The 21,396-nt window shown below is 60.8% G+C and carries 21 protein-coding genes; 7 read left to right on the top strand and 14 right to left on the bottom strand.

The window, feature by feature from the left end:
* The first annotated feature begins 1 nt into the window (after position 1).
* Both LOY31_RS01280 and mgrA read left to right on the top strand, forming a co-directional pair.
* A complete protein-coding gene (locus LOY31_RS01280) occupies positions 2-1,321 on the top strand; it encodes an LLM class flavin-dependent oxidoreductase (RefSeq protein WP_258712732.1) in 1,320 nt (439 codons plus the stop codon).
* A gap of 39 nt (positions 1,322-1,360) precedes the next feature.
* Complete coding sequence (gene mgrA, locus LOY31_RS01285; RefSeq protein ID WP_258712733.1) at positions 1,361-2,398, top strand: L-glyceraldehyde 3-phosphate reductase; 1,038 nt, start codon at positions 1,361-1,363, stop codon at positions 2,396-2,398.
* A 46-nt stretch (positions 2,399-2,444) separates the two neighbouring features.
* Here mgrA and tauD read toward each other — a convergent pair whose 3' ends face one another.
* From tauD to LOY31_RS01320, 7 genes are all read right to left on the bottom strand, one after another.
* Positions 2,445-3,287, bottom strand: coding sequence for a taurine dioxygenase (gene tauD, locus LOY31_RS01290; protein ID WP_085608610.1), 843 nt, complete (start codon positions 3,285-3,287; stop codon positions 2,445-2,447).
* Positions 3,288-3,344: 57 nt separating this feature from the next.
* Positions 3,345-4,184: a taurine ABC transporter permease TauC gene (gene tauC / locus LOY31_RS01295; RefSeq protein ID WP_258712734.1), complete on the bottom strand. Its 840-nt coding sequence runs from the start codon at positions 4,182-4,184 to the stop codon at positions 3,345-3,347.
* The gene (gene tauB / locus LOY31_RS01300; RefSeq protein WP_007952704.1) at positions 4,181-4,975 is read right to left on the bottom strand and encodes a taurine ABC transporter ATP-binding subunit; all 795 of its coding nucleotides are present in this window, start codon (positions 4,973-4,975) and stop codon (positions 4,181-4,183) included. The genes tauC and tauB overlap by 4 nt, the downstream gene beginning before the upstream one ends.
* Positions 4,976-4,991: 16 nt before the next feature.
* Positions 4,992-5,969: a taurine ABC transporter substrate-binding protein gene (gene tauA / locus LOY31_RS01305; RefSeq protein ID WP_007952702.1), complete on the bottom strand. Its 978-nt coding sequence runs from the start codon at positions 5,967-5,969 to the stop codon at positions 4,992-4,994.
* Between the two features lie 300 nt (positions 5,970-6,269).
* Positions 6,270-7,853, bottom strand: coding sequence for a glutamate--cysteine ligase (gene gshA, locus LOY31_RS01310; RefSeq protein WP_085608612.1), 1,584 nt, complete (start codon positions 7,851-7,853; stop codon positions 6,270-6,272).
* A gap of 317 nt (positions 7,854-8,170) precedes the next feature.
* Positions 8,171-8,554, bottom strand: coding sequence for a PaaI family thioesterase (locus LOY31_RS01315; RefSeq protein WP_007952699.1), 384 nt, complete (start codon positions 8,552-8,554; stop codon positions 8,171-8,173).
* Positions 8,554-10,878: a Tex family protein gene (locus LOY31_RS01320; protein WP_258712735.1), complete on the bottom strand. Its 2,325-nt coding sequence runs from the start codon at positions 10,876-10,878 to the stop codon at positions 8,554-8,556. The genes LOY31_RS01315 and LOY31_RS01320 overlap by 1 nt, the downstream gene beginning before the upstream one ends.
* Before the next feature lie 360 nt (positions 10,879-11,238).
* Here LOY31_RS01320 and ompR point away from each other — a divergent pair, with 360 nt between their 5' ends.
* Together ompR and LOY31_RS01330 are read left to right on the top strand one after the other, a co-directional pair.
* The gene (gene ompR / locus LOY31_RS01325) at positions 11,239-11,979 is read left to right on the top strand and encodes a two-component system response regulator OmpR (RefSeq protein ID WP_007952694.1); all 741 of its coding nucleotides are present in this window, start codon (positions 11,239-11,241) and stop codon (positions 11,977-11,979) included.
* A gap of 114 nt (positions 11,980-12,093) precedes the next feature.
* Positions 12,094-13,407 carry an ATP-binding protein gene (locus LOY31_RS01330; protein WP_007952691.1) on the top strand — a complete coding sequence of 438 codons (1,314 nt, stop codon included), beginning with the start codon at positions 12,094-12,096 and terminating at the stop codon, positions 13,405-13,407.
* A 35-nt stretch (positions 13,408-13,442) separates the two neighbouring features.
* On the opposite strand, the gene rimK is transcribed toward LOY31_RS01330, so the two are convergent.
* From rimK to LOY31_RS01345, 3 genes are read right to left on the bottom strand one after another with little or no spacing between them, the layout of a single operon-like run.
* Positions 13,443-14,348, bottom strand: a complete 906-nt coding sequence (gene rimK / locus LOY31_RS01335; protein ID WP_007952690.1) for a 30S ribosomal protein S6--L-glutamate ligase — start codon at positions 14,346-14,348, stop codon at positions 13,443-13,445.
* Positions 14,345-14,791: an ATP-dependent zinc protease gene (locus LOY31_RS01340; RefSeq protein WP_170844915.1), complete on the bottom strand. Its 447-nt coding sequence runs from the start codon at positions 14,789-14,791 to the stop codon at positions 14,345-14,347. Before LOY31_RS01340 ends, rimK begins: the two co-directional genes overlap by 4 nt.
* A 49-nt stretch (positions 14,792-14,840) precedes the next feature.
* Positions 14,841-15,620, bottom strand: coding sequence for an EAL domain-containing protein (locus tag LOY31_RS01345; RefSeq protein ID WP_221533605.1), 780 nt, complete (start codon positions 15,618-15,620; stop codon positions 14,841-14,843).
* 116 nt (positions 15,621-15,736) lie between these two features.
* Here LOY31_RS01345 and LOY31_RS01350 point away from each other — a divergent pair, with 116 nt between their 5' ends.
* On the top strand, positions 15,737-16,144 hold the full coding sequence (locus LOY31_RS01350) for an RNA-binding S4 domain-containing protein (protein WP_007952687.1): 408 nt from the start codon (positions 15,737-15,739) through the stop codon (positions 16,142-16,144).
* 67 nt (positions 16,145-16,211) lie between these two features.
* Here LOY31_RS01350 and LOY31_RS01355 read toward each other — a convergent pair whose 3' ends face one another.
* A complete protein-coding gene (locus tag LOY31_RS01355; protein ID WP_221533606.1) occupies positions 16,212-17,012 on the bottom strand; it encodes a phosphatase PAP2 family protein in 801 nt (266 codons plus the stop codon).
* Positions 17,013-17,116: 104 nt separating this feature from the next.
* On the opposite strand from LOY31_RS01355, the gene hslO reads away from it, so the two are divergent.
* Both hslO and LOY31_RS01365 read left to right on the top strand, forming a co-directional pair.
* Complete coding sequence (gene hslO / locus LOY31_RS01360) at positions 17,117-18,019, top strand: Hsp33 family molecular chaperone HslO (RefSeq protein WP_085608616.1); 903 nt, start codon at positions 17,117-17,119, stop codon at positions 18,017-18,019.
* A gap of 181 nt (positions 18,020-18,200) precedes the next feature.
* Positions 18,201-19,742 carry a phosphoenolpyruvate carboxykinase gene (locus tag LOY31_RS01365; protein ID WP_258712736.1) on the top strand — a complete coding sequence of 514 codons (1,542 nt, stop codon included), beginning with the start codon at positions 18,201-18,203 and terminating at the stop codon, positions 19,740-19,742.
* 173 nt (positions 19,743-19,915) lie between these two features.
* On the opposite strand, the gene LOY31_RS01370 is transcribed toward LOY31_RS01365, so the two are convergent.
* From LOY31_RS01370 to LOY31_RS01380, 3 genes are all read right to left on the bottom strand, one after another.
* Positions 19,916-20,188, bottom strand: coding sequence for a type II toxin-antitoxin system RelE/ParE family toxin (locus LOY31_RS01370; protein ID WP_085608617.1), 273 nt, complete (start codon positions 20,186-20,188; stop codon positions 19,916-19,918).
* Positions 20,188-20,631: a hypothetical protein gene (locus tag LOY31_RS01375; protein ID WP_039764743.1), complete on the bottom strand. Its 444-nt coding sequence runs from the start codon at positions 20,629-20,631 to the stop codon at positions 20,188-20,190. Before LOY31_RS01375 ends, LOY31_RS01370 begins: the two co-directional genes overlap by 1 nt.
* Positions 20,632-20,788: 157 nt before the next feature.
* Positions 20,789-21,088 carry a hypothetical protein gene (locus LOY31_RS01380; RefSeq protein WP_007952679.1) on the bottom strand — a complete coding sequence of 100 codons (300 nt, stop codon included), beginning with the start codon at positions 21,086-21,088 and terminating at the stop codon, positions 20,789-20,791.
* Between the last annotated feature and the right edge of the window lie 308 nt (positions 21,089-21,396).

Raw genomic sequence — 21,396 nt, forward strand, 5'->3', positions numbered from 1 at the left:
GATGAGCAGACAGCTGAAACTCGGCGCGTTCCTCATGGCCACCGGGCACCACGTTGCCGCGTGGCGTCACCCGGAAGTGCCGGCCAACGCCGGGCTGGATTTCGCCCATTACAAACGCCTGGCTCAGATCGCCGAGGCAGCGAAGTTCGACACTCTGTTCGTCGCCGACAGCGTCGCCGCCCCGACCCAGGACATCGCCAGTCGCATGGCCCGTTCGGATCACTTCGAACCGTTGACCTTGCTTTCGGCCTTGAGCGCGGTGACCGAGCACATCGGCCTGATCGCCACCGCGACCACCAGCTACAACGAGCCGTATCACGTGGCGCGTAAATTCGCGTCACTCGATCACCTGTCGGGCGGGCGAGCGGGGTGGAATCTGGTGACCTCGGACAACGCCGCCGAAGCGCAGAACTTCGGCCGCGATGAACACATCGGCCATGCCGAACGCTACAGCCGTGCCCGGGAATTTCATCAAGTGGTGACCGGGCTCTGGGACAGTTGGCAGGACGACGCCTTCATTCGCGACAAGGCCAGCGGCGCCTATTACGACCCGGAAAAACTGCACGTGCTGAATCACGTCGGCGAACACTTCCGGGTCAAAGGCCCGCTGAATGTCGCGCGTTCACCACAGGGGCAGCCGGTGATCGTGCAGGCCGGCTCGTCGGAAACCGGACGTGAATTGGCGGCGCAGACGGCCGAAGTGGTGTTCACCGCGCAGACCTCGCTGGCCAGCGCCCAGGCGTTTTACGCCGACCTCAAGGGACGCTTGCCGAAGTACGGACGCAGCGCCGATTCGCTGAAAATCATGCCCGGCGTGTTTGTCGTGGTCGGGCAGACGGAAACTGAAGCGCAGGAAAAAAGTGAAACGTTTCAGCAATTGGTCGAACCCGAGGTTGGCGTTGCCCTTCTTGGGCGTATGCTGGGCAACTTCGATCTGTCGAAGTACCCGCTGGACGGGCCGCTGCCGGAATTGCCGCTGACTGAAAGCGGCCAGCAGAGCCGGCAGAAACTGCTGACCGAACTGGCCGGCCGGGAGCATCTGACCCTGGCCGAACTGGGTCGCAGAATCGCTGGCGGTCGCGGGCATTACAGCGTCGTCGGCACACCGGCGCAGATTGCCGACCGTTTGCAGGAATGGTTCGAGCAGGGCGCGGCGGATGGCTTCAACGTGCTGGTGCCGCACCTGCCCGGTGGGCTCGAAGACTTCGCCAATGGCGTGGTCCCGGAACTGCAACGGCGTGGGCTGTTCAGAACCGAATACGAGGGTCGGACCTTGCGCCAGAACCTTGGCCTTGCCCGGCCCGGCAACAGATTTGCGTAGCAATCGACACCCGATTCAAGACCGACAAGAGAGGATTCGATGACTTACACCGCTTCCGAGAATCGCTACAACTCCATCCCTTACCGCCGCGTCGGACGCAGCGGTCTGGTGCTACCGGCGCTGTCCCTGGGCCTGTGGCACAACTTCGGCGACAGCACGCCGATCGATACTCAGCGCTCGTTGCTGCGCACGGCGTTCGATCTGGGGATCAACCACTTCGACCTGGCCAACAACTACGGCCCGCCCTACGGTAGCGCCGAGACCAATTTCGGCCGTTTGCTGCGCGAAGACTTCAAGCAGTATCGCGATGAACTGATCATCTCCAGCAAGGCCGGTTGGGACATGTGGCCCGGCCCTTACGGCCAGGGCGGCGGCTCGCGCAAATACGTGCTGGCCAGCCTCGACCAGAGCCTGCAGCGCCTGGGCCTGGACTATGTGGATATCTTCTATTCGCACCGCTTCGACCCGGACACCCCGCTGGAAGAAACCGCCAGCGCCCTCGCCACGGCGGTGCAGCAGGGCAAGGCGCTGTACATCGGCATCTCGTCGTACTCCGGGGTGAAAACCCGCGAGATCGCCGCGTTGCTCAAAGAGTGGAAAGTGCCGCTGCTGATTCACCAACCGGCGTACAACCTGCTCAACCGCTGGGTGGAAAAGGACCTGCTCGACACCACCGACGAACTCGGCACCGGCGTGATTGCCTTCACCCCGCTGGCGCAGGGGCTGCTGACCGACAAATACCTCAATGGCGTGCCGGCGGATGCGCGGGTCAATCGTCCGGGCGGTGGCTCGTTGCTGTCTTCGCACTTGTCCGAGGCGAATATTGCTCATGTGCGGGCGTTGAACGAGATTGCCAAGCGTCGTGGGCAGAGCCTGGCGCAACTGGCGTTGGCGTGGACGCTGCGCGATCCTCGGGTGACTTCGGCGCTGATCGGCGCGAGCCGGCCGGAGCAGATTATCGAGAACGTCGGGGCTTTGAAGAATTTGAGCTTCAGTGCGGAAGAGCTGGCGGAGATTGACCGGTTTGCCCTGGAGGGCGGGATCAATCTTTGGGAGAAACCTTCTACGGCGGAATAACGACACACTGATCGTTCCCACGCAGAGCGTGGGAACGATCAATTGTTCAGCGAAAAAACGGCACATCCCCCAACACCGTAGCCCGCTGCATCACCCGCCGCGCCGGACGGTAATCATCCACCGCGTAATGCTGCGTCACACGGTTGTCCCAGAACGCAATGTCATCCTTCTGCCAGCGCCAGCGAATGGTGAATTCCGGCCGCGTCGCATGCGCGAACAAGAACTTCAACACCGCTTCGCTCTCGGTCTCCGACAGCTCATTGATCTTCGACGTGAACCCTTCACTGACGAACAGCGAACGCCGCCCGCTCACCGGGTGCGTGCGAATCACCGGGTGCGACAGCGGTGGATTCTTGCGCCGTGCCGCTTCCCACTGCGCCAATGCTTCCGGCGTGTTGCCGTAGCGCTCCAGTGGAAACGAGCGGGTGAAATCGTGAGTCGCGGTCAGCCCTTCAAGCATGGCTTTCATCGGCGCCGACAGCGCTTCATACGCGGCAATCCCGCTGGCCCACAATGTGTCGCCACCAAACTCCGGCAACAGCTTGGCGCTGAGCACCGCGCCCATGGCCGGGGTCGGCAGGAAGGTCACGTCGGTGTGCCAGATGGCGTTGTCGCGCACGTCGGTGACGGCGGTGTCGAGGATCAGCACTTCCGGCTGTTCCGGCACGTTCGGGTAGATCGGGTGAATGTGCAGGTCGCCGAAATAGGCGGCAAAACGCGCCTGCTGCGAAGGCTCGATCGGCTGATTGCGGAAGAACAGCACCTGGTATTTGAGCAGTGCCTGCTCGATGGCGTCGCGCTGTTCCAGGTTCAGCGGCTGGCTGATGTCGACGCCGCTGATCTGTGCGCCGAGGGCCGAGCTTAAAGGGGTGATGTTCAGGCTGCTCATGGTGGTTCTCTTCAATTCCGGGGCCCCGAAACTGTCGGGGTAGTCAGTGCTGAAAAATCAGTGGGCCTGGCCGTGCCACGGCACCAGTTTGCGTTGCAGGGCGCGCAGGCCCATTTCCATGGCGAAGGCGATCAGGGCGATGACCAGAATCCCCAGTACCACCACATCAGTGACCAGAAATTGCGCAGCGGACTGCACCATGAAGCCCAGGCCGCTGGTGGCCGCGATCAGTTCAGCGGCGACCAGAGTCGACCAGCCGACACCCAGACCAATGCGCACACCGGTCAGAATGTCTGGCAGGGCGCTTGGCAAAATCACGTGGCGGATCAGTTGTGCGCGAGTGGCGCCCAGCGACTGCGCGGCGCGCAGTTTGGCCGGGTCGACGGTGCGCACGCCGGTGGCGGTTGCAATCGCGATCGGGGCAAAAATCGCCAGGTAGATCAGCAGCACTTTCGACAACTCGCCGATGCCGCACCAGATCACGATCAGCGGCAGATAGGCGAGTGGCGGAATCGGCCGGTAGAACTCGATCAGCGGATCGAGCACGCCACGGGCGATTCGGTTGGCGCCGATGGCAATGCCTACCGGCACTGCGGTCAGAATCGCAAAACCGAGGCCCAGGCCTATGCGGCTCAAACTGGCGCCCAGGTGCTGCCACAACGTCGAATCCATGTAGCCCGCGGTCGCCAGCAACCAGCCTTTTTGCAGCACGGCGGACGGTGGCGGCAGGAACAGCGGTTCGATCAGACCGGTGGCCGTGACGGCCCACCAGATCACCAGCAACGCGAACAGGGTCAGCAGGCTGATCCAGCGGGTGCTGAGGCTGCGACGCACGGGAATCACCACCGATGTGGCGGCGGGTTTCACGGCGGTGGCGGAAACGTCGTAACTGCTCATGCGCGCTCCTGCCGTTGAACGGCGCTGCGTTGCGAGAACACTTTGGCCAGCACGTGTTCGCGGGTTTCGATGAAGCGCGGATCGGACTTGATCGACCGCGCCGATTCGCCGGCGGCGTAGCGCTGGCCGAAGTCGAGGTGCAGGCGCTCGACGATCTGCCCCGGATTCGGCGCGAGCAGAATCAGGTCAGTGGCGAGGAACACCGCTTCTTCAATGTCGTGGGTAATCAGGAACACCGGTTTGGCGGTGCGTTGCCAGACTTGCAGCAACAGCTCCTGCATCTGTTCGCGGGTAAAGGCGTCGAGGGCGCCGAAGGGTTCGTCCATCAGCAAAACACGCGGATCGGCGGCGAGGGCGCGGGCCAGGCCAACGCGTTGCTTCTGGCCGCCGGAAAGCTGCCAGATGCGACGATGTTCAAAGCCGGAAAGGTCGACCAGCGCGAGCATTTCCCGGGCGCGCTGTTCGCGTTTGTCCTTGGCCACACCGGCCAGTTCCAGACCGAAAGCGACGTTGGCCAACACGTCCTGCCAAGGCAGCAGGGCATCGTCCTGGAACACCACGCCGCGCTCGGCGCTCGGGCCTTTGACCGGCACGTTGTCGAGGGTGATACGGCCGGCGCTCGGTTCGACGAAGCCGGCAATCAGGTTCAACAGCGAAGTCTTGCCACTGCCGGACGGGCCGAGGGCCACCAGCAATTGCTGAGGGCCGAGGGTCAGGGAAATGTCGGACAGTACCGGTTCCGGGCTGCCGGGGTACTGTGCGCTGATGCGCTCCAGCTGTAGCAAGGCCATCGCAATTAACTCCCGATCAGTTGGTGATGTACTTGGCGCTGACGTACGGCGCGTAGTCCGGCAGTACCGCTTCGACCTTGCCTTGCTCCTTGAGGAACGCAGCGGTGTCGGTGATGGCTTTGGTGGTCGGCGCGCCGAGGTCACTGACCTGATCCGCCGCCAGCGGGTAGACGTTGCCTTGCAGCAGCAATGGGATGTCGCTGGCCTTGGCGCCGGAGAGCTTCACCAGCTTGTCGACGTTGCTCTGGTTGGCGAGCCAGGCTTTCGGATCCTTGCGGTAGTCGGCGTAGGCGTCGAGGGTGACCTTGGCGAATGCGGTGACGATTTCCGGGTGCTTCTCGGCGAAGTCCTTGCGCACGATCCAGGCGTCGAAGGTCGGCGCGCCGAACTTGGCCAGTTCACCGGAAGTGATCAGCACTTTGCCGTTTTCCTTGGCCACACCCAGCGCTGGATCCCAGACGTAGGTGGCGTCGATGTCACCGCGTTTCCACGCAGCAATGATCGCTGGTGGGGCGAGGTTGAGGACGGTGACTTTCGACGGGTCGATGTTCCAGTGCTTCAGTGCGGCCAACAGGCTGTAGTGACCGGTGGACACGAACGGCACGGCGATTTTCTTGCCGACCAGATCCTGCGGCGTCTTGATGCCGGAGCCGTCGCGGGCGACCAGCGCTTCGGCGGCGCCGATCTGGGTGGCGATGAGGAAGGTTTCCACCGGGACTTTGCGGGTGATTGCAGCGGTCAGCGGGCTGGAACCGAGGTAGCCGATCTGCACGTCGCCGGAGGCGATGGCGGCGATGATGTCGGCACCGTTATCGAATTTGCGCCAGTTGATGTCGGCCTTGGTGGCTTTCTCGTAGGCGCCGTCGGCCTGGGCGACTTTCGCCGGGTCAACGGTAGTCTGGTAGGCGACGGTGAGGTCGGCGGCCTGAGCCAGGAAACTCGCGGCAGCCAGAGAGGCCACGGCCAGCAGGCGAAGCGGGAAATTCAGTTTCATTGAAGAGCTCCATATCAGGCGACCGAGCGTCGGCGTGAAAGGAGACTAAATGATCTAAGAATCTAGAAATAAATAACTTTTTAGAATTAGCTTATGAGCGGAAAAATCTAAGCCGGGGAGTATTTGATAGTTCCCACGCTCTGCGTGGGAATTCAGCTTGTGACGCTCCGCGTCACTGGGACGCAGAGCGTCCCTTGAGGCATTCCCACGCAGAGCGTGAGAATGATCATCAGCGTGAGGCGTTACCACACAGGCGGTTCGATGCCTCGACGTGGGAACGATCAATCCAAAGACAAACGATCAGTTGCTGATCGCCAAAATACTCGCCTGATAAGACCCGACAAACACGTCGAAATCGCCCACCTCGTTCTGCTCAAGGTCAGCCTGTTGCGCCAGCGACGAACGCGCCAGTTCTTCAAACTTCGCTTGTTCCTCAGCCGCCAACGGCTCGCTGCGGAAGAACTCGGCATGGGCCTGACTCTGGCGCAGGGAGAATTGCGCGAAGCTTTCCTTGTGCGCGGCCATCGCCGCCAGCACCTGGGCCGAAGGCGTCAGGGACGAATCCTTGACCTTGGCCAGTTGCGCATCGAGTGCCTTGCTGTGGGCATCGCCGCCATGGCTTTGATCCAGCATCGCCGCCAGCGGAGCGATTTTTTCCAGCAGTTCGGCGGCCCATTCCTTCAGCTCGACCGGTTGGCCGTCGCGCTGCAATTGCAGGCCCGGACGGCGGCCTTCCTTGACCACGCTGAGGAAGTTGGAGGTGGCGTTGCCGCAGGAGTTATTGGTCAGCAGCGGGCTTTCGTTCAGCGCGCAGTACAGCAGGAACGCGTCGAGGAAGCGCGACTCGGTGAGGTCGATACCCATCGGCAGGAACGGGTTGATGTCCAGGCAGCGCACTTCGACGTACTGAATGCCACGGGCCATCAAGGCCTGGATCGGCCGCTCGCCGGTATAGGTCACGCGTTTCGGGCGGATGTTCGAGTAGTACTCGTTCTCGATCTGCAGGATGTTGGTGTTCAGTTGCACCCACTCGCCATCCTGATGCGTGCCGACTTCGACGTACGGCGCGTACGGCGTGGCCACCGCTTTGCGCAGGCTGTCGGTGTAGCTCGCCAGGTCGTTGTAGCAAGGGGTCAGGCCGGCCTGGGCGTTGCTCTGGTAACCGAGGTCGCTCATGCGCAGGCTGGTGGCGTAGGGCAGGTACAGGGTGTCCGGATCCAGCTGTTCCAACTGGTGCGCACGACCGCGCAGGAAACCGGCGTCCAGCGCCGGCGAAGCACCGAACAGGTACATCAGCAGCCAGCTGTAGCGGCGGAAGTTACGAATCAGCGCGATATAGGACGACGACTGGAAATCCCGGTCGGTGCCGACGAAGCCTTCGGCTTCTTTCAGCAACGGCCAGAGCTTTTCCGGCAGGGAGAAGTTGTAGTGAATCCCGGCAATGCACTGCATGGTCTTGCCGTAACGCAGGGCCAGACCCTTGCGGTAGACGTACTTGAGCTGACCGATGTTGGAGGTGCCGTAATAGGCGATCGGGATGTCTTCCTCGGCCGGCAACGGGCACGGCATCGATGGACTCCACAGGTACTCGTTGCCGAGCTTGCTGTAGGCGAAGCGATGAATCTTGTCCAGGCTCGCCAGGGTGTCGGCCGGGTCTGGCAGGGCGGGCGTGATGAACTCCAGCAGCGACTCGGAATAGTCGGTCGTGATCTGTTCGTTGGTCAGCGCGGAACCCAGGGCTTCAGGGTGCGGCGTTTGGGCCAGGCGGCCTTCGCCGGTCACGCGCAGGCATTCACGTTCGATACCGTGAAGGCACTGCTCAAGCAGAGAGAGGTTAGCGCGCTCGCCGAGCAGAGCCAGGCGGCGGTTGAGAAGTTCGCTCAATTTGGATTCCTTCACGCGTCAGTCGCCCCAATATGGGGGTGGGCAGGACGGTCTACAAGGGTGAAGTTGAAACTGGCGTTTTCGCCTGGTTTTCGGGTGGTTAAACCCATGTTGGAAACGCCGACTTCAATCCTTGAATCTGGCTGATACACGCGAAGAAAATGAGATCCCTGTGGGAGCGGGCTTACCCGCGAAAGCGGTGTGTCAGACAAGTTGATACTGGCTGATACGCCCCATTCGCGGGCAAGCCCGCTCCCACAGGAAACTCCGACGCTGCGATCACAGCGCCGAAATTAACTCAAAATGATGAACAACATCTACAGGACAGCGAACGTGCCTTGCGCTTTTGCGACCAGTTTGTCGCCCTGCATCACGTCGGCTTCGACCACCAGCGTGCGCCGGCCCGGGTGGATCACCCGCGCCGTGCACATTACCTCGCCTTCAGAGACGGCGCGGATGTAGTTGATCTTGCACTCGATGGTTGCGCTCTGCTGATCGAAGCCGTGGGTGCTGGAACAGGCCAGCCCCATGGCGATATCCACCAGACTGAACAGCGCGCCGCCGTGCAGCTTGCCGCCGCGATTGCGCAGTTCGGGTTCCAGCGCCAGGGCGACTTGCGCCACCCCGGTTTCCAGGCTGTGCAGGCGGCAGCCCAACAGCTTGAAAAACGCGCTCTCGACGAGCCCGGCCGGAATATCCATCAGCGTTTCTTCAACTGCTTGGCGTTGGCAAACAGCGACGCCATCGCGTTATTGGCTGGAGCCGCCGGGGTGCTTTCCTTGCGCGGAGCCGAACCCTGCGACTGGCGTTGCGCCGAGCCCGGACGCGAGCCACGGGCACCGTCGATCTTCTCGCCCGGGGTGTCGCTCATGCGCATCGACAGGCCGACGCGTTTGCGCGGGATGTCGACTTCCATGACCTTCACTTTCACCACGTCACCGGCCTTCACCGCTTCGCGCGGATCCTTGATGAATTTCTCCGACAGCGCGGAAATGTGCACCAGACCGTCCTGATGCACGCCGATGTCGACGAACGCACCGAACGCGGTCACGTTGGTCACCACGCCTTCGAGGATCATCCCCAGTTGCAGGTCCTTCAGGTCCTCGACGCCTTCCTGGAACTCGGCGGTCTTGAACTCCGGACGCGGGTCGCGGCCCGGTTTTTCCAGTTCCTGCAGGATGTCGGTGACGGTTGGCAGACCGAAGGTCTCGTCGGTGAATTTCTTCGGATCCAGACGCTTGAGGAACGAGGCGTCGCCGATCAGCGAGCGAATGTCGCGGTCGGTTTCAGCGGCGATGCGTTGCACCAGCGGATAGGCTTCCGGGTGAACGGCCGAGGAGTCCAGCGGGTTGTCGCCGTTCATCACGCGCAGGAAGCCGGCGGCCTGTTCGAAGGTTTTCTCGCCCAGACGCGCGACTTTCTTCAGCGCGGCGCGGGTCTTGAACGCGCCGTGCTCATCACGGTGAGTCACGATGTTCTGCGCCAGCGTCGCGTTGAGGCCGGAGATCCGCGCCAGCAGTGCCACGGAGGCGGTGTTCACGTCCACGCCCACGGCGTTCACGCAGTCCTCGACTACGGCGTCCAGACCACGCGCCAGTTTCAGCTGCGACACGTCGTGCTGGTACTGGCCGACACCGATGGATTTCGGATCGATTTTCACCAGTTCGGCCAGTGGATCCTGCAGGCGACGGGCAATCGATACCGCGCCACGGATCGACACGTCCAGATCCGGGAATTCCTTGGCTGCCAGCTCCGATGCCGAATACACCGATGCGCCGGCTTCGGACACCATGACCTTGGTCATTTTCATCGCTGGGTATTTTTTGATCAGCTCGATGGCCAGCTTGTCGGTCTCACGGCTGGCGGTGCCGTTGCCGATGGCGATCAGGTCGACCGAATGTTTGGCGCACAGAGCGGCCAGAATGGCGATGGTCTGATCCCATTTGTTGTGCGGCACGTGCGGGTAAACCGTGGCGTGATCCAGCAGCTTGCCGGTGGAGTCGACCACCGCGACCTTGCAACCGGTACGCAGGCCCGGGTCGAGGCCCAGGGTGGCGCGCGGGCCGGCCGGGGCGGCCAGCAGCAGGTCGTGCAGGTTGTGGGCGAACACATTGATCGCTTCGGTTTCGGCGCCGTCGCGCAGCTCGCCGAGCAGGTCGGTTTCCAGGTGGGTGTAGAGCTTGACCTTCCAGGTCCAGCGCACCACTTCACCCAGCCATTTGTCGGCCGGACGGTTCTGGTTCTGGATGCCGACGTGCTGACCGATCATGCCTTCGCACGGGTGCAGGGTGCCCGGCAGTTCGTCGCCGACTTTCAGTGCAGAGCTGAGAATGCCTTCGTTGCGGCCACGGAAAATCGCCAGCGCGCGGTGCGACGGCATGCTTTTCAGCGGTTCGTCGTGTTCGAAGTAATCGCGGAATTTCGCGCCTTCTTCTTCCTTGCCGGCGATCACGCGGGCACTGAGGGTGGCTTCCTGTTTCAGGTAGGTGCGCAGTTTTTCCAGCAGGTTGGCGTCTTCGGCGAAGCGCTCCATGAGGATGTACTTGGCGCCTTCCAGCGCTGCCTTGGCGTCGGCCACGCCTTTTTCGGCGTCGACGAAGCGCGCGGCTTCGGCTTCCGGGGCCAGCGACGGGTCGTTGAACAGACCGTCGGCCAGTTCGCCGAGGCCGGCTTCCAAGGCGATCTGGCCCTTGGTACGGCGCTTCTGCTTGTACGGCAGGTACAAGTCTTCGAGGCGGGTCTTGGTGTCGGCGAGTTTGATTTCGCGCTCCAGCTCAGGGGTGAGTTTGCCCTGCTCCTGGATGCTGGAAAGAATGCTGATGCGCCGTTCGTCGAGTTCTCGCAGGTAGCGCAGACGCTCTTCCAGATGACGCAATTGGGTGTCATCGAGGCTGCCGGTCACTTCTTTCCGGTAACGGGCGATGAAGGGAACGGTAGAGCCTTCATCGAGTAGCGCGACGGCCGCTTCGACCTGTTGTGGGCGTACGCCGAGTTCCTCGGCGATGCGGCTGTTGATGCTGTCCATAAAACCACCTGACAAATTGTGAAAGCAGGCTCGCAGGCGCGTAAATGAAGGCCCGGAGTCTGGTGGGGCGGCTTGATGCTGGCCGCTGCCTGGGTCAAAAGGCATCCCATTGACCCGTGAAATCGAACAATTACTGCGGCGCCCATGAAAATAAAGGACGGCCACCTGCGGTAACGATTCAGACGTTGCCTGACACAAAAGGCCGCGCATTATAACCAGCGTTCTGTCATTCGGGGGCGACGCAGTCTGTAGGCACAAGCCCCGGTTTTCTGGCAGTGAAGGAAAAATCTGCTAACAATGCACACGGTGCGTATAACGGCAGCTACGCCATAATGCGCGCCGAGCTAAAAGGAGCATCCAATGAGCAGCACTGCACAAACTGCTGAAGGCGAAAAAATTCTCATCGTTGACGACGATCCGGGGCTGAGCAGCCTGCTGGAACGCTTTTTCGTCAGCAAGGGCTACCGTGCCCGCGCCGTACCGAATACCGAGCAGATGGATCGTCTGCTGTCGCGTGAAGTGTTCAACCTGGTCGTCCTCGACCTGATGCTGCCGGGCGAAGACGGCCTGACCGCTTGCCGCCGCCTGCGTGGCGCGAACAATCAGATTCCGATCATCATGCTCACCGCCAAGGGCGACGAGCTGAGCCGTATCAAGGGCCTGGAACTGGGCGCCGACGATTACCTGGCCAAGCCGTTCAACCCGGACGAGCTGATGGCTCGCGTCAAAGCCGTGTTGCGCCGTCAGGCCGCGCCGGTGCCGGGCGCGCCGGGCAGTGAAGAAGAAAACGTCACGTTCGGCGACTACGTGCTGTCCCTGGCCACCCGCGAACTCAAACGCGGCGACGAAGTGCACATGCTCACCACCGGTGAGTTTGCGGTGCTCAAGGCCCTGGTGATGAACGCCCGTCAGCCGCTGACCCGCGACAAGCTGATGAACCTGGCCCGTGGCCGCGAGTGGGATGCCCTGGAGCGTTCCATCGACGTGCAGATTTCCCGTCTGCGCCGGATGATCGAACCCGATCCGTCCAAGCCGCGCTACATCCAGACCGTCTGGGGTGTCGGCTACGTGTTCGTGCCGGATGGCAACTCCACCAAGTGATGGGTGATTTGTAGGAGCGGGTCTGCGGGAAACGGTCGGAAACGCCGTCAGCGCAGACTCGCAATCCGCAATATGCGAGCATTGCTCGCTCCTGCAAGTGTGTAGCGGTTATCCATGAAAACCCCCGTCTGGTTCCCCCAAAGTTTCTTCTCCCGCACCCTGTGGCTGGTGCTCATCGTCGTATTGTTTTCCAAGGCATTGACCCTGGTTTATCTGTTGATGAACGAGGACGTGCTGGTGGATCGGCAATACAGCCACGGCGTCGCCCTGACGCTGCGTGCCTACTGGGCCGCCGACGAAGAGAACCGCGCGAAAATCGCCGATGCCGCGACCTTGATCCGGGTGGTCGGCGCCGGTGTGCCGGAAGGCGAACAGCACTGGCCGTACAGTGAAATCTACCAGCGGCAGATGCAGGCGGAACTGGGTGCCGACACCGAAGTGCGCTTGCGCATGCACTCGCCGCCGGCCTTGTGGGTTCGCGCGCCGAGCCTCGGTGATGGCTGGTTGAAAGTGCCGTTGTACCCGCACCCGTTGCGTGGCCAGAAAATCTGGAACGTGCTCGGCTGGTTCCTGGCGATCGGCCTGCTGTCCACGGCGTCTGCGTGGATTTTCGTCAGCCAGCTTAACCAGCCACTGAAGCGTCTGGTTTATGCCGCCCGGCAACTCGGCCAGGGCCGCAGCGTGCGCCTGCCGATCAGCGACACCCCCAGCGAAATGGCCGAGGTTTATCGCGCCTTCAACCAGATGGCCGAAGACGTCGAGCAGGCCGGTCGCGAGCGTGAGCTGATGCTGGCGGGGGTATCCCATGACTTGCGGACCCCGCTGACCCGTCTGCGGCTGTCATTGGAGTTGATGGGCGACCGCACCGACCTGACCGACGACATGGTGCGCGACATCGAAGACATGGACGCGATCCTCGACCAGTTCCTCGCCTTCATTCGCGATGGTCGGGACGAGTCGGTAGAGGAGGTGGACCTCAGCGATCTGGTGCGCGAAGTGGCGGCGCCCTATAACCAGACCGAAGAGAAAGTGCGCCTGCGCCTGGAACCGATCCAGCCGTTCCCGCTGCGTCGGGTGTCGATGAAACGCTTGCTGAACAACCTGATTGGCAACGCGCTGAACCATGCCGGCGGCAGTGTGGACGTCGCGGCCTATGTGTCCGGTGACACCAGTGCGCCGTACGTGGTGCTGAGCGTGATGGACCGTGGGGCGGGGATCGACCCTTCCGAACTTGAGGCGATCTTCAACCCGTTCACCCGGGGCGATCGTGCGCGTGGCGGGAAGGGCACCGGACTGGGACTGGCGATTGTGAAGCGGATTGCTTCGATGCACGGCGGCAATGTCGAACTGCGCAACCGCTCCGGTGGCGGACTGGAAGCACGGGTTCGGTTGCCGCTGGGATTGATGCTGCCGCGAGACGCGGTTTAAGTTTCAGGCGGCCTTGCGGCCGCCTGATTCAAGGTTCAACCCTTGCCTTTTGTGCGGGTCATGTTCGGCCCGCCATTCTTCTCGAGATGCTCGATGATGATCCCCGCCACGTTCTTGCCCGTGGTGGTTTCGATGCCTTCCAGACCCGGTGACGAGTTCACTTCCATCACCAGCGGCCCGTGGTTGGAACGCAGGATATCCACACCTGCCACCGACAGCCCCATGACCTTGGCTGCACGCAGCGCGGTCATGCGTTCTTCCGGGGTGATCTTGATCAGGCTGGCACTGCCGCCCCGGTGCAGGTTGGAGCGGAACTCGCCGGGCTTGGCCTGACGCTTCATCGCCGCGATCACCTTGTCGCCGACCACGAAGCAGCGGATGTCGGCGCCGCCGGCCTCCTTGATGTATTCCTGCACCATGATGTTCTGCTTCAGGCCCATGAAGGCCTCGATCACCGACTCTGCCGCCGTCGCGGTTTCACACAACACCACGCCGATGCCCTGAGTGCCTTCCAGCACCTTGATCACCAGCGGTGCGCCGTTGACCATGTCGATCAGGTCGGGAATATCGTCCGGCGAGTGGGCGAAGCCGGTCACCGGCAAACCGATGCCCCGGCGCGACAGCAATTGCAGCGAACGCAGCTTGTCCCGCGAGCGGGCGATGGCCACCGATTCGTTGAGCGGGAACACCCCCATCATTTCAAACTGGCGCAACACTGCGCAGCCATAAAACGTCACCGACGCGCCGATCCGCGGGATCACTGCATCGAAACCCTCCAGCGGCTTGCCGCGGTAGTGGATCTGCGGCTTGTGGCTGGCAATGTTCATATAGGCGCGCAAGGTGTCGATCACCACCATTTCATGCCCGCGTTCGGTTCCGGCTTCGACCAGACGGCGGGTGGAATACAGACGCGGGTTCCGCGACAGCACAGCGATCTTCATGCAACACCTGTGGAGGAGGTAGATACCGGGAACACCGGCTTGTCTTGTACATATTTGATGCCCGGATTGACCACCAGCTGGCCGTCGATCAGGGCTTTGGAACCGAGCAACAGGCGATAGCGCATGGACTTGCGGCAAGCGAGGGTGAACTCGATCGGCCAGACCCGGTCACCCAGGGCCAGGGTGGTGCTGATCACGTAGCGCACCTGGGCCTGACCGTTCGAACTCTTGATGGTCTTGCGGGCGACCAGTGGCGCTTCGCATCGCCGATGACGCAACTGCACGACAGTGCCCAGGTGCGCAGTGAAGCGCACCCATTTCTCGCCGTCGCGTTCGAACGGCTCGATGTCGGTGGCATGCAGGCTGGAGGTGCTGGCGCCGGTGTCGATTTTTGCCCGAAGGCCAGCGACTCCCAGATCCGGAAGCGCCACCCACTCGCGCAGACCGATAACGGTCAAATGGTCAAATGTCTTCAATGGAAAAAACCAACGATTAACGCGTCCACGCTTCAGGGGACACCTGGGCTAACGCTTTGAATGCGGGTCTGGCGAACCAGTAACCCTGCATCAGAAATATTCCGCAGTCCGCCAGGAAATCCCGTTCACCCGCACTCTCTATGCCTTCGGCGATGACTGTAACGTCCAACTCCGCACAGATTGTGACAATCCCCCGAACGATAGCCTGACGAACACGGTCAAGGTCGATATCGCGGATCAGCGCCATATCGAGCTTGATCAGGTCCGGTTGGAAATCGGCCAGCAGATTGAGCCCCGAATAGCCGGCACCGAAATCGTCGATGGCCGTCTTGAAGCCGAATTCGCGGTATTCACGCAGAATATTGGTCAAATGGCGATAGTTATCTACGTGCTCGCTTTCCAGTGTTTCGAAAATCAGCCGGTCGATCGGGAAATTGTGTTTTCTGGCAGCCTCCAGGGTGCTGCGAATGCATAACTCTGGACGATAGACGGCGTTGGGCATGAAGTTGATCGACAAGTGTGTCTGCATATTAAGCTCGGCTGCGCCTTCGATGGCGCGAGTCCGGCAGAGCTGGTCGAAACGGTAGCGGTTATCTTCTGTAACCTGATCCAACACCGTTAAAGCGCCTTCACCAGCCGCACCACGGACCAGTGCCTCATAGGCGTACACCGATTCGTCACGCAGATCCACGATGGGCTGATAAGCGAACGAAAAATCGAAGCCCAGCGGCTCGCTTTGCTGGCAGCCCAGGCACCCGGACTTGGGCGAGGTCAATGAAGACGGAAATTTGGTCACTCGATCACTCCATGCCGTTGAACCGGCGAAGATCACAGTTTATCTGGAGGGCCGGATTCTTGCGCCCGACAGAATCGGTAGTACAGTTCCGACTACTGGCTGAACGAGGAATTCATATGGCGCAAAAACAGGAAGAGGACGACAAGGTCCGTCTCGACAAGTGGCTGTGGGCCGCGCGTTTTTTCAAGACTCGCGCTTTGGCCAAGGCGGCCATCGAGAGCGGCAAGGTGCATTGTCGGGGAGAGCGCTGCAAGCCTGGCAAAGAGCCACGCATTGGCGATGAGTTCGAGATTCGCACGGGCTTCGATGAGAAGACCGTTGTGGTTCAGGCCCTGTCGATCGTGCGTCGCGGTGCACCTGAGGCGCAGACGCTGTATGCCGAGACCGAGGCGAGTATTGCCAAACGTGAAGCGGCTGCGGCGATGCGCAAGGCGGGCGCCCTGGGCGTGACCACCGACGGCAAACCGAGCAAGAAGCAGCGTCGGGATCTGTTCAAGTTTCGTGGGAACAGTAGCGGCGAATAAAAAAACGCAGCCTGCCGGCCTGGGTTCAAGACCCGCCGGCGGCTGCGTTTTTTTCAGTAACCGTTGATTACTGCGCGGACACCACACTCATTCGCGAAACCACCGGCAGTTTGCCCAGCAGCCGGAAAACCGGCGCCGTGACCTTCAGCCAGAAGTTCGCCGCGTGATAAGCAAACGGCGTGTAATAACCCCAGCCCAGTGCCCACACCGCCAACAGCATGCCGCCGATGTAATCGTCCTGGCCCCAATGTGCTCCGGCAACCAGACGCGGCAACATGAACAGCAGCGCCAGACCCCAGATCACCAGGAACTGGCCGACCGTGCGACTGAACACGCCCATGAACAGTGCCCAGATCAGCAGCACCGAAGCGTGGTCACCGGGGAAGCTCTGACTCGAGCGGTCCTTCAGTTCCCAGGTCTTCTCCAGGTGCGGGAAGTAATCGCTGATGTGCACTGCGCCTTCGAGCACCATCGACGGGCTGCTGTGCTGCCAGCCCATGTGATCGGCGAACTTGGAAAACAGCGTGCGGATCACCACCATCAGCAGCAGGATCGAAAAAAATCCGAAAAAGGCGCGGCGTACTTCAATCGCCCTGAACACCCAGTCGCCCTTGATCAGCAGCATCAGCAGAATCAGGCCGACGACGATGTCGAACGGTCGCAGACTTGCAATTGCCCAGATGTGGAGCCATATGGGGTTGCTGGCCAGCGGTGCATTGAGTGTGCGGAACAGCCACTCGTCGAAAATCACACACAGCATCTGACCCGTAGGCCATAACCAGAAAGCCAGTAGTGCCAATGGCACGATGTTGCACAGAACCAGCCGGCCGAGGTTCCACCTTGATTGGAACAAACCCGGATTGTTCATAAAATGCCTCCCGTGGCTGAACATCGGCATCAAAAAGGATGCCAGAAGCGCGGGATTTTCATTCTTTGTAACCATTTTGTCATCACATTCAGATACCCAGACCTATGACCGATTTCCTCGATACCGATTACACCCAACGCTTCATCTTCGATGACAGCGACACGCGCGGCGAACTGGTGTCGCTGGAGCGCAGCTATGCCGAAGTGCTCGCCAAGCACCCGTACCCGGAACCGGTTGCGCAATTGCTGGGCGAACTGATGGCTGCCGCGTCGTTGCTGGTGGGCACCCTGAAATTCGATGGCTTGCTGATTCTTCAGGCCCGCTCCGAAGGCCCGATCCCGCTACTGATGATCGAATGCTCCAGCGAGCGCGAAATCCGTGGCCTGGCGCGCTATCACGCCGAGCAGATTCCGGCCGATGCGACCCTCGGCGACCTGATGCCGAACGGTGTCCTGGCCTTGACCGTCGACCCGATCGCCGGCCAGCGTTATCAGGGCATCGTCGACCTCGACGGCGAAACCCTGTCCGACTGCTTCACCAACTATTTCGTCATGTCCCAGCAGGTCGGCACTCGCTTCAAGCTGTGCGCCGATGGCCGTCGTGCCCGTGGTCTGTTGCTGCAGCAACTGCCGGCCGATCGCCTGAAAGACGAAGAAGAGCGCGCAGCCAGCTGGCAGCACATCACCGCGCTGGGCAACACCCTGACCGCTGATGAACTGTTGAGCCTGGACAACGAAACAGTCCTGCATCGCCTCTACCATGAAGAGCAGGTTCGTCTGTTCGATGTGCAGAAACTGCGCTTCCACTGCAGCTGCTCCCGCGAGCGTTCGGGCAATGCGCTGGTCAGCCTGGGTCTGGAAGATGCGCAGGCGCTCGTGGCCGAGCAAGGTGGAAAAGTCGAGATCGATTGCCAGTTCTGCAACCAGCGCTACCTGTTCGATGCGGCAGATATCGCTCAATTGTTCGCTGGCGCGGGCGTCGAGACGCCGTCAGATACCCGGCACTAAAACGGTTCAGCGCAGGTAAATTCACTGCTCAACGACGGAATAACGCCGTTACGACGGGAGGGCCCTACTCTTTTTGGGCTTTTCTGGCATAATCCGGCCCACTTTTTTCGCGGTAGTAGTGCACGACTTTCTACTACAAAACGTTTGGAGCACACTCGGCCACTGGCCGACGGGGAACCTCATGACGCAAGCCAATAACGCCGTGTACACCGATCTGAGTGTTGATGATCTGGTAAAAGAAGCCCTGAACCGCGGTGAAGGCGAGCTTGCCGATACCGGCGCTCTGGTTGTTCGCACCGGTCATCGCACCGGCCGTTCGCCAGTCGACCGTTTCATCGTTGAAGAGCCTTCCACCCAGGCTGCAATCGCCTGGGGCCCGATCAACCGCAAGTTCCCGGCCGACAAGTTCGACGCGCTGTGGGCTCGTGTTGAAGCATTCAACAACGCGCAAGAGCATTTCGTTTCCCACGTGCATGTAGGCGCGGCCGAAGATCACTACCTGGCCGTGAAGATGACCACCCAGACTGCCTGGCAGAACCTGTTCGGTCGTTACCTGTTCATCAACCCGGCTCAGTACAACCCGGCCGGTCGCGAAGAGTGGCAAGTGCTGAACGTCGCCAACTTCGAGTGCGTGCCTGAGCGTGACGGCACCAACTCCGACGGTTGCGTGATCATCAACTTCGCCCAGAAGAAAGTGCTGATCGCCGGCATGCGTTACGCCGGTGAAATGAAGAAAGCCATGTTCTCCGTGCAGAACTTCCTGCTGCCGGCCGCTGACGTGCTGCCAATGCACTGCGCTGCCAACATCGGCGAAGAAGGCGACGTGACCCTGTTCTTCGGTCTGTCGGGCACCGGCAAGACCACCCTGTCCGCCGACGAAAGCCGTTACCTGATCGGTGACGACGAACACGGCTGGGGCGAAGGCGTTGTCTTCAACATCGAAGGCGGTTGCTACGCCAAGTGCATCGACCTGTCCGAGAAGAACGAGCCGGTCATCTGGAAAGCCATCAAGCACGGCGCGGTGCTGGAAAACGTCGTGATCGACGATGCCAAGCACGCCGACTACGCCGATGTCAGCCTGACCCAGAACAGCCGCGCGGCCTACCCGCTGGAGCACGTTGCCAAGCGTTCCGAGAAGAACCTGGGCGGCGAGCCAAACGCTGTGATCTTCCTGACCTGCGACCTGACCGGCGTCCTGCCGCCAGTGTCGATCCTCAACGAAGAACAAGCGGCCTACCACTTCCTGTCCGGCTACACCGCTCTGGTGGGCTCGACTGAAATGGGTTCGGGCAGCGGCATCAAGTCGACCTTCTCCACCTGCTTCGGCGCACCGTTCTTCCCGCGTCCGGCCGGCGAATACGCTGAGCTGCTGATCAAGCGCATCCGCGGCTTCGGCTCCAAGGTCTACCTGGTCAACACCGGCTGGACCGGCGGTGGCTACGGCGTCGGCAAACGCTTCAACATCCCGACCACTCGTGCAGTGATCGCAGCGATCCAGAGCGGCGCGCTGATCGGTGCAGCCACCGAGCACCTGGACACCATCAACCTGGACGTGCCACTGGCCGTACCGGGCGTCGAAACCAACCTGCTCAACCCACGCAACACCTGGGCTGACAAGGCTGCGTACGACGAAGCTGCCAAAGCACTGGCCGGTCTGTTCATCGAGAACTTCAAGAAGTTCGAAGTGAGCGACGCGATCAAGGCTGCCGGGCCTAAGTTGTAAGACTTAGTTTTGGTGAATGAAAAAGCCGCCTCTTGAGGGCGGCTTTTTTGTGGGTGACGGGTTGGATTTCATTGTCAGATCAACTGCCATTATTCCCGCACAATCCGCGTTAAACAGCCAGAATAATGCTACTTAAGGAGCCGCGAATCCCCTGAGCATTTTCTCTCCAGCCATCATGGCCATTGCCGTCTGGTATGCAGCACTCGTAGTACTTCCACAACGTCAACTTTGATTGCGTAGATGATGACGTAGTTTGGAGTGACGACGATTTCGCGGGTACCTTCCGCGATACCTTTTCGGTACAGGGCTGGGTGCTGGCGAGCGCTTTCTCCTTTCAGTTCGAAGGCCTCATCGAGTTCAATCGCTGCAACGGGATTTTCCTGGCTGATACGCTCCATGATGTTGTCTCGGTCATCCAGCGCTTCTTGGCGCCAGACCAACCTCATCAACGTGCTCGCTGACGCAGGGCATCCCGTTTGGCGGCAAATATCCTGCGAGCGTCTTCATCGCTGACGCTGGGTCTTGGGTCATCAATGCTGATTTGTACCTGTTGCTTGACCCATTCTTCATACGCAGCTGCTTCATGAGCTTGTTTCATCGCTTCGGCGCGATCAGGGCGAGCATAGGTTTTTATCTGTAGGGGGTCGTAACTGGAGGCGTCCACATCGAAGTGATTGATGCCCACTCCTTGCAGGTAGGTCACCAGTGTTTCAAGCCGCTTGAACAGACGTACCTGGCCACTGCGTTGTGCGGTCAGTGAGTATTCTTTGCTTCCTTGCTGAATCTGAATCGACCAGCCACCGGGTTTGGCGACGATATGTGCGCTACTGATCGAACCGTTCTCAAACAGCCGCGTGAGAGTGCTGTGATCAATGGTTTCAGTGGTCATGAAGGCAAGCCCTTGGTTGAACAATGGCTCCCATCGTACGCAATCAATAATAGTTTGCAAAATTCTGATCCTTAAGTTTCGCGCCGGAGATGTCAGCGTCAGTGTTCGAGATAGGGGCAGGCAGTTCTAGCTGTGAACACGCCTGCCGAGGAATTCGTCAGGCCGGCGCTTTCCAGTTGAGCATTCGTTGCTGGGCGACCTGGAGCAGGTCATAGCCGTCTTTGGTGAGAAGGTAGAGCGCGTGGGTGATGTGCGGGATGTCTTCTACGTCGGCGTGTTTGAAGCAGAGGCAGTAGAGGGTTTGCAGCAGGTCGCTTGAGGCGCGCAGGCGCTGGACGGCGCATTCGAGGATGTCTTGCGGGTTGGCTTCGGTGTCGATGACGAGGGGCTTGGTGTCGGTGAGGTTGGAGTCGAGTGGGCGGTAGCGATCGGAGTGGAGCTCGTTCCATGATTTCATTTTTTAGATCCTCAATTGCTTCGAATGAAGCCACCACATCGTGACCAAGCGACTGGAGGCGACTGTGTTCGGGTTGGTCAACCGGTGAGGATCATGCACATACCCGGCACGCTCGAAAGCGTCCCAAACACAGCCACCATAACGCTGCTGGCAATTGAGTGCCGGCAGCATACAGCGGACGCGAATGCATGATCCATTCGGGTGACCAAGCCCGAGTCGCTGAATTGGCAGCGACAGTCACAACTATAGGTTTCAGCCCACTGGCGCCGATAGAAGACAAGGCGCCGCTGCGTGTAGGAACGGGATGC

This window comes from Pseudomonas sp. B21-021, from assembly GCF_024749205.1.
GTDB classification, from domain to species: Bacteria; Pseudomonadota; Gammaproteobacteria; order Pseudomonadales; family Pseudomonadaceae; genus Aquipseudomonas; species Aquipseudomonas paraglycinae.

Excerpts from the sequence above, each read along its gene's own strand:
- LOY31_RS01280 (WP_258712732.1), top strand. The coding sequence starts at position 2 with ATGAGCAGACAGCTGAAACTCGGCGCGTTCCTCATGGCCACCGGGCAC.
- mgrA (WP_258712733.1), top strand. The coding sequence starts at position 1,361 with ATGACTTACACCGCTTCCGAGAATCGCTACAACTCCATCCCTTACCGC.
- tauD (WP_085608610.1), bottom strand. The coding sequence starts at position 3,287 with ATGAGCAGCCTGAACATCACCCCTTTAAGCTCGGCCCTCGGCGCACAG.
- tauC (WP_258712734.1), bottom strand. The coding sequence starts at position 4,184 with ATGAGCAGTTACGACGTTTCCGCCACCGCCGTGAAACCCGCCGCCACA.
- tauB (WP_007952704.1), bottom strand. The coding sequence starts at position 4,975 with ATGGCCTTGCTACAGCTGGAGCGCATCAGCGCACAGTACCCCGGCAGC.
- tauA (WP_007952702.1), bottom strand. The coding sequence starts at position 5,969 with ATGAAACTGAATTTCCCGCTTCGCCTGCTGGCCGTGGCCTCTCTGGCT.
- LOY31_RS01315 (WP_007952699.1), bottom strand. The coding sequence starts at position 8,554 with ATGGATATTCCGGCCGGGCTCGTCGAGAGCGCGTTTTTCAAGCTGTTG.
- LOY31_RS01320 (WP_258712735.1), bottom strand. The coding sequence starts at position 10,878 with ATGGACAGCATCAACAGCCGCATCGCCGAGGAACTCGGCGTACGCCCA.
- ompR (WP_007952694.1), top strand. The coding sequence starts at position 11,239 with ATGAGCAGCACTGCACAAACTGCTGAAGGCGAAAAAATTCTCATCGTT.
- LOY31_RS01330 (WP_007952691.1), top strand. The coding sequence starts at position 12,094 with ATGAAAACCCCCGTCTGGTTCCCCCAAAGTTTCTTCTCCCGCACCCTG.
- rimK (WP_007952690.1), bottom strand. The coding sequence starts at position 14,348 with ATGAAGATCGCTGTGCTGTCGCGGAACCCGCGTCTGTATTCCACCCGC.
- LOY31_RS01350 (WP_007952687.1), top strand. The coding sequence starts at position 15,737 with ATGGCGCAAAAACAGGAAGAGGACGACAAGGTCCGTCTCGACAAGTGG.
- LOY31_RS01355 (WP_221533606.1), bottom strand. The coding sequence starts at position 17,012 with ATGAACAATCCGGGTTTGTTCCAATCAAGGTGGAACCTCGGCCGGCTG.
- hslO (WP_085608616.1), top strand. The coding sequence starts at position 17,117 with ATGACCGATTTCCTCGATACCGATTACACCCAACGCTTCATCTTCGAT.
- LOY31_RS01365 (WP_258712736.1), top strand. The coding sequence starts at position 18,201 with ATGACGCAAGCCAATAACGCCGTGTACACCGATCTGAGTGTTGATGAT.
- LOY31_RS01370 (WP_085608617.1), bottom strand. The coding sequence starts at position 20,188 with ATGAGGTTGGTCTGGCGCCAAGAAGCGCTGGATGACCGAGACAACATC.
- LOY31_RS01375 (WP_039764743.1), bottom strand. The coding sequence starts at position 20,631 with ATGACCACTGAAACCATTGATCACAGCACTCTCACGCGGCTGTTTGAG.
- LOY31_RS01380 (WP_007952679.1), bottom strand. The coding sequence starts at position 21,088 with ATGAAATCATGGAACGAGCTCCACTCCGATCGCTACCGCCCACTCGAC.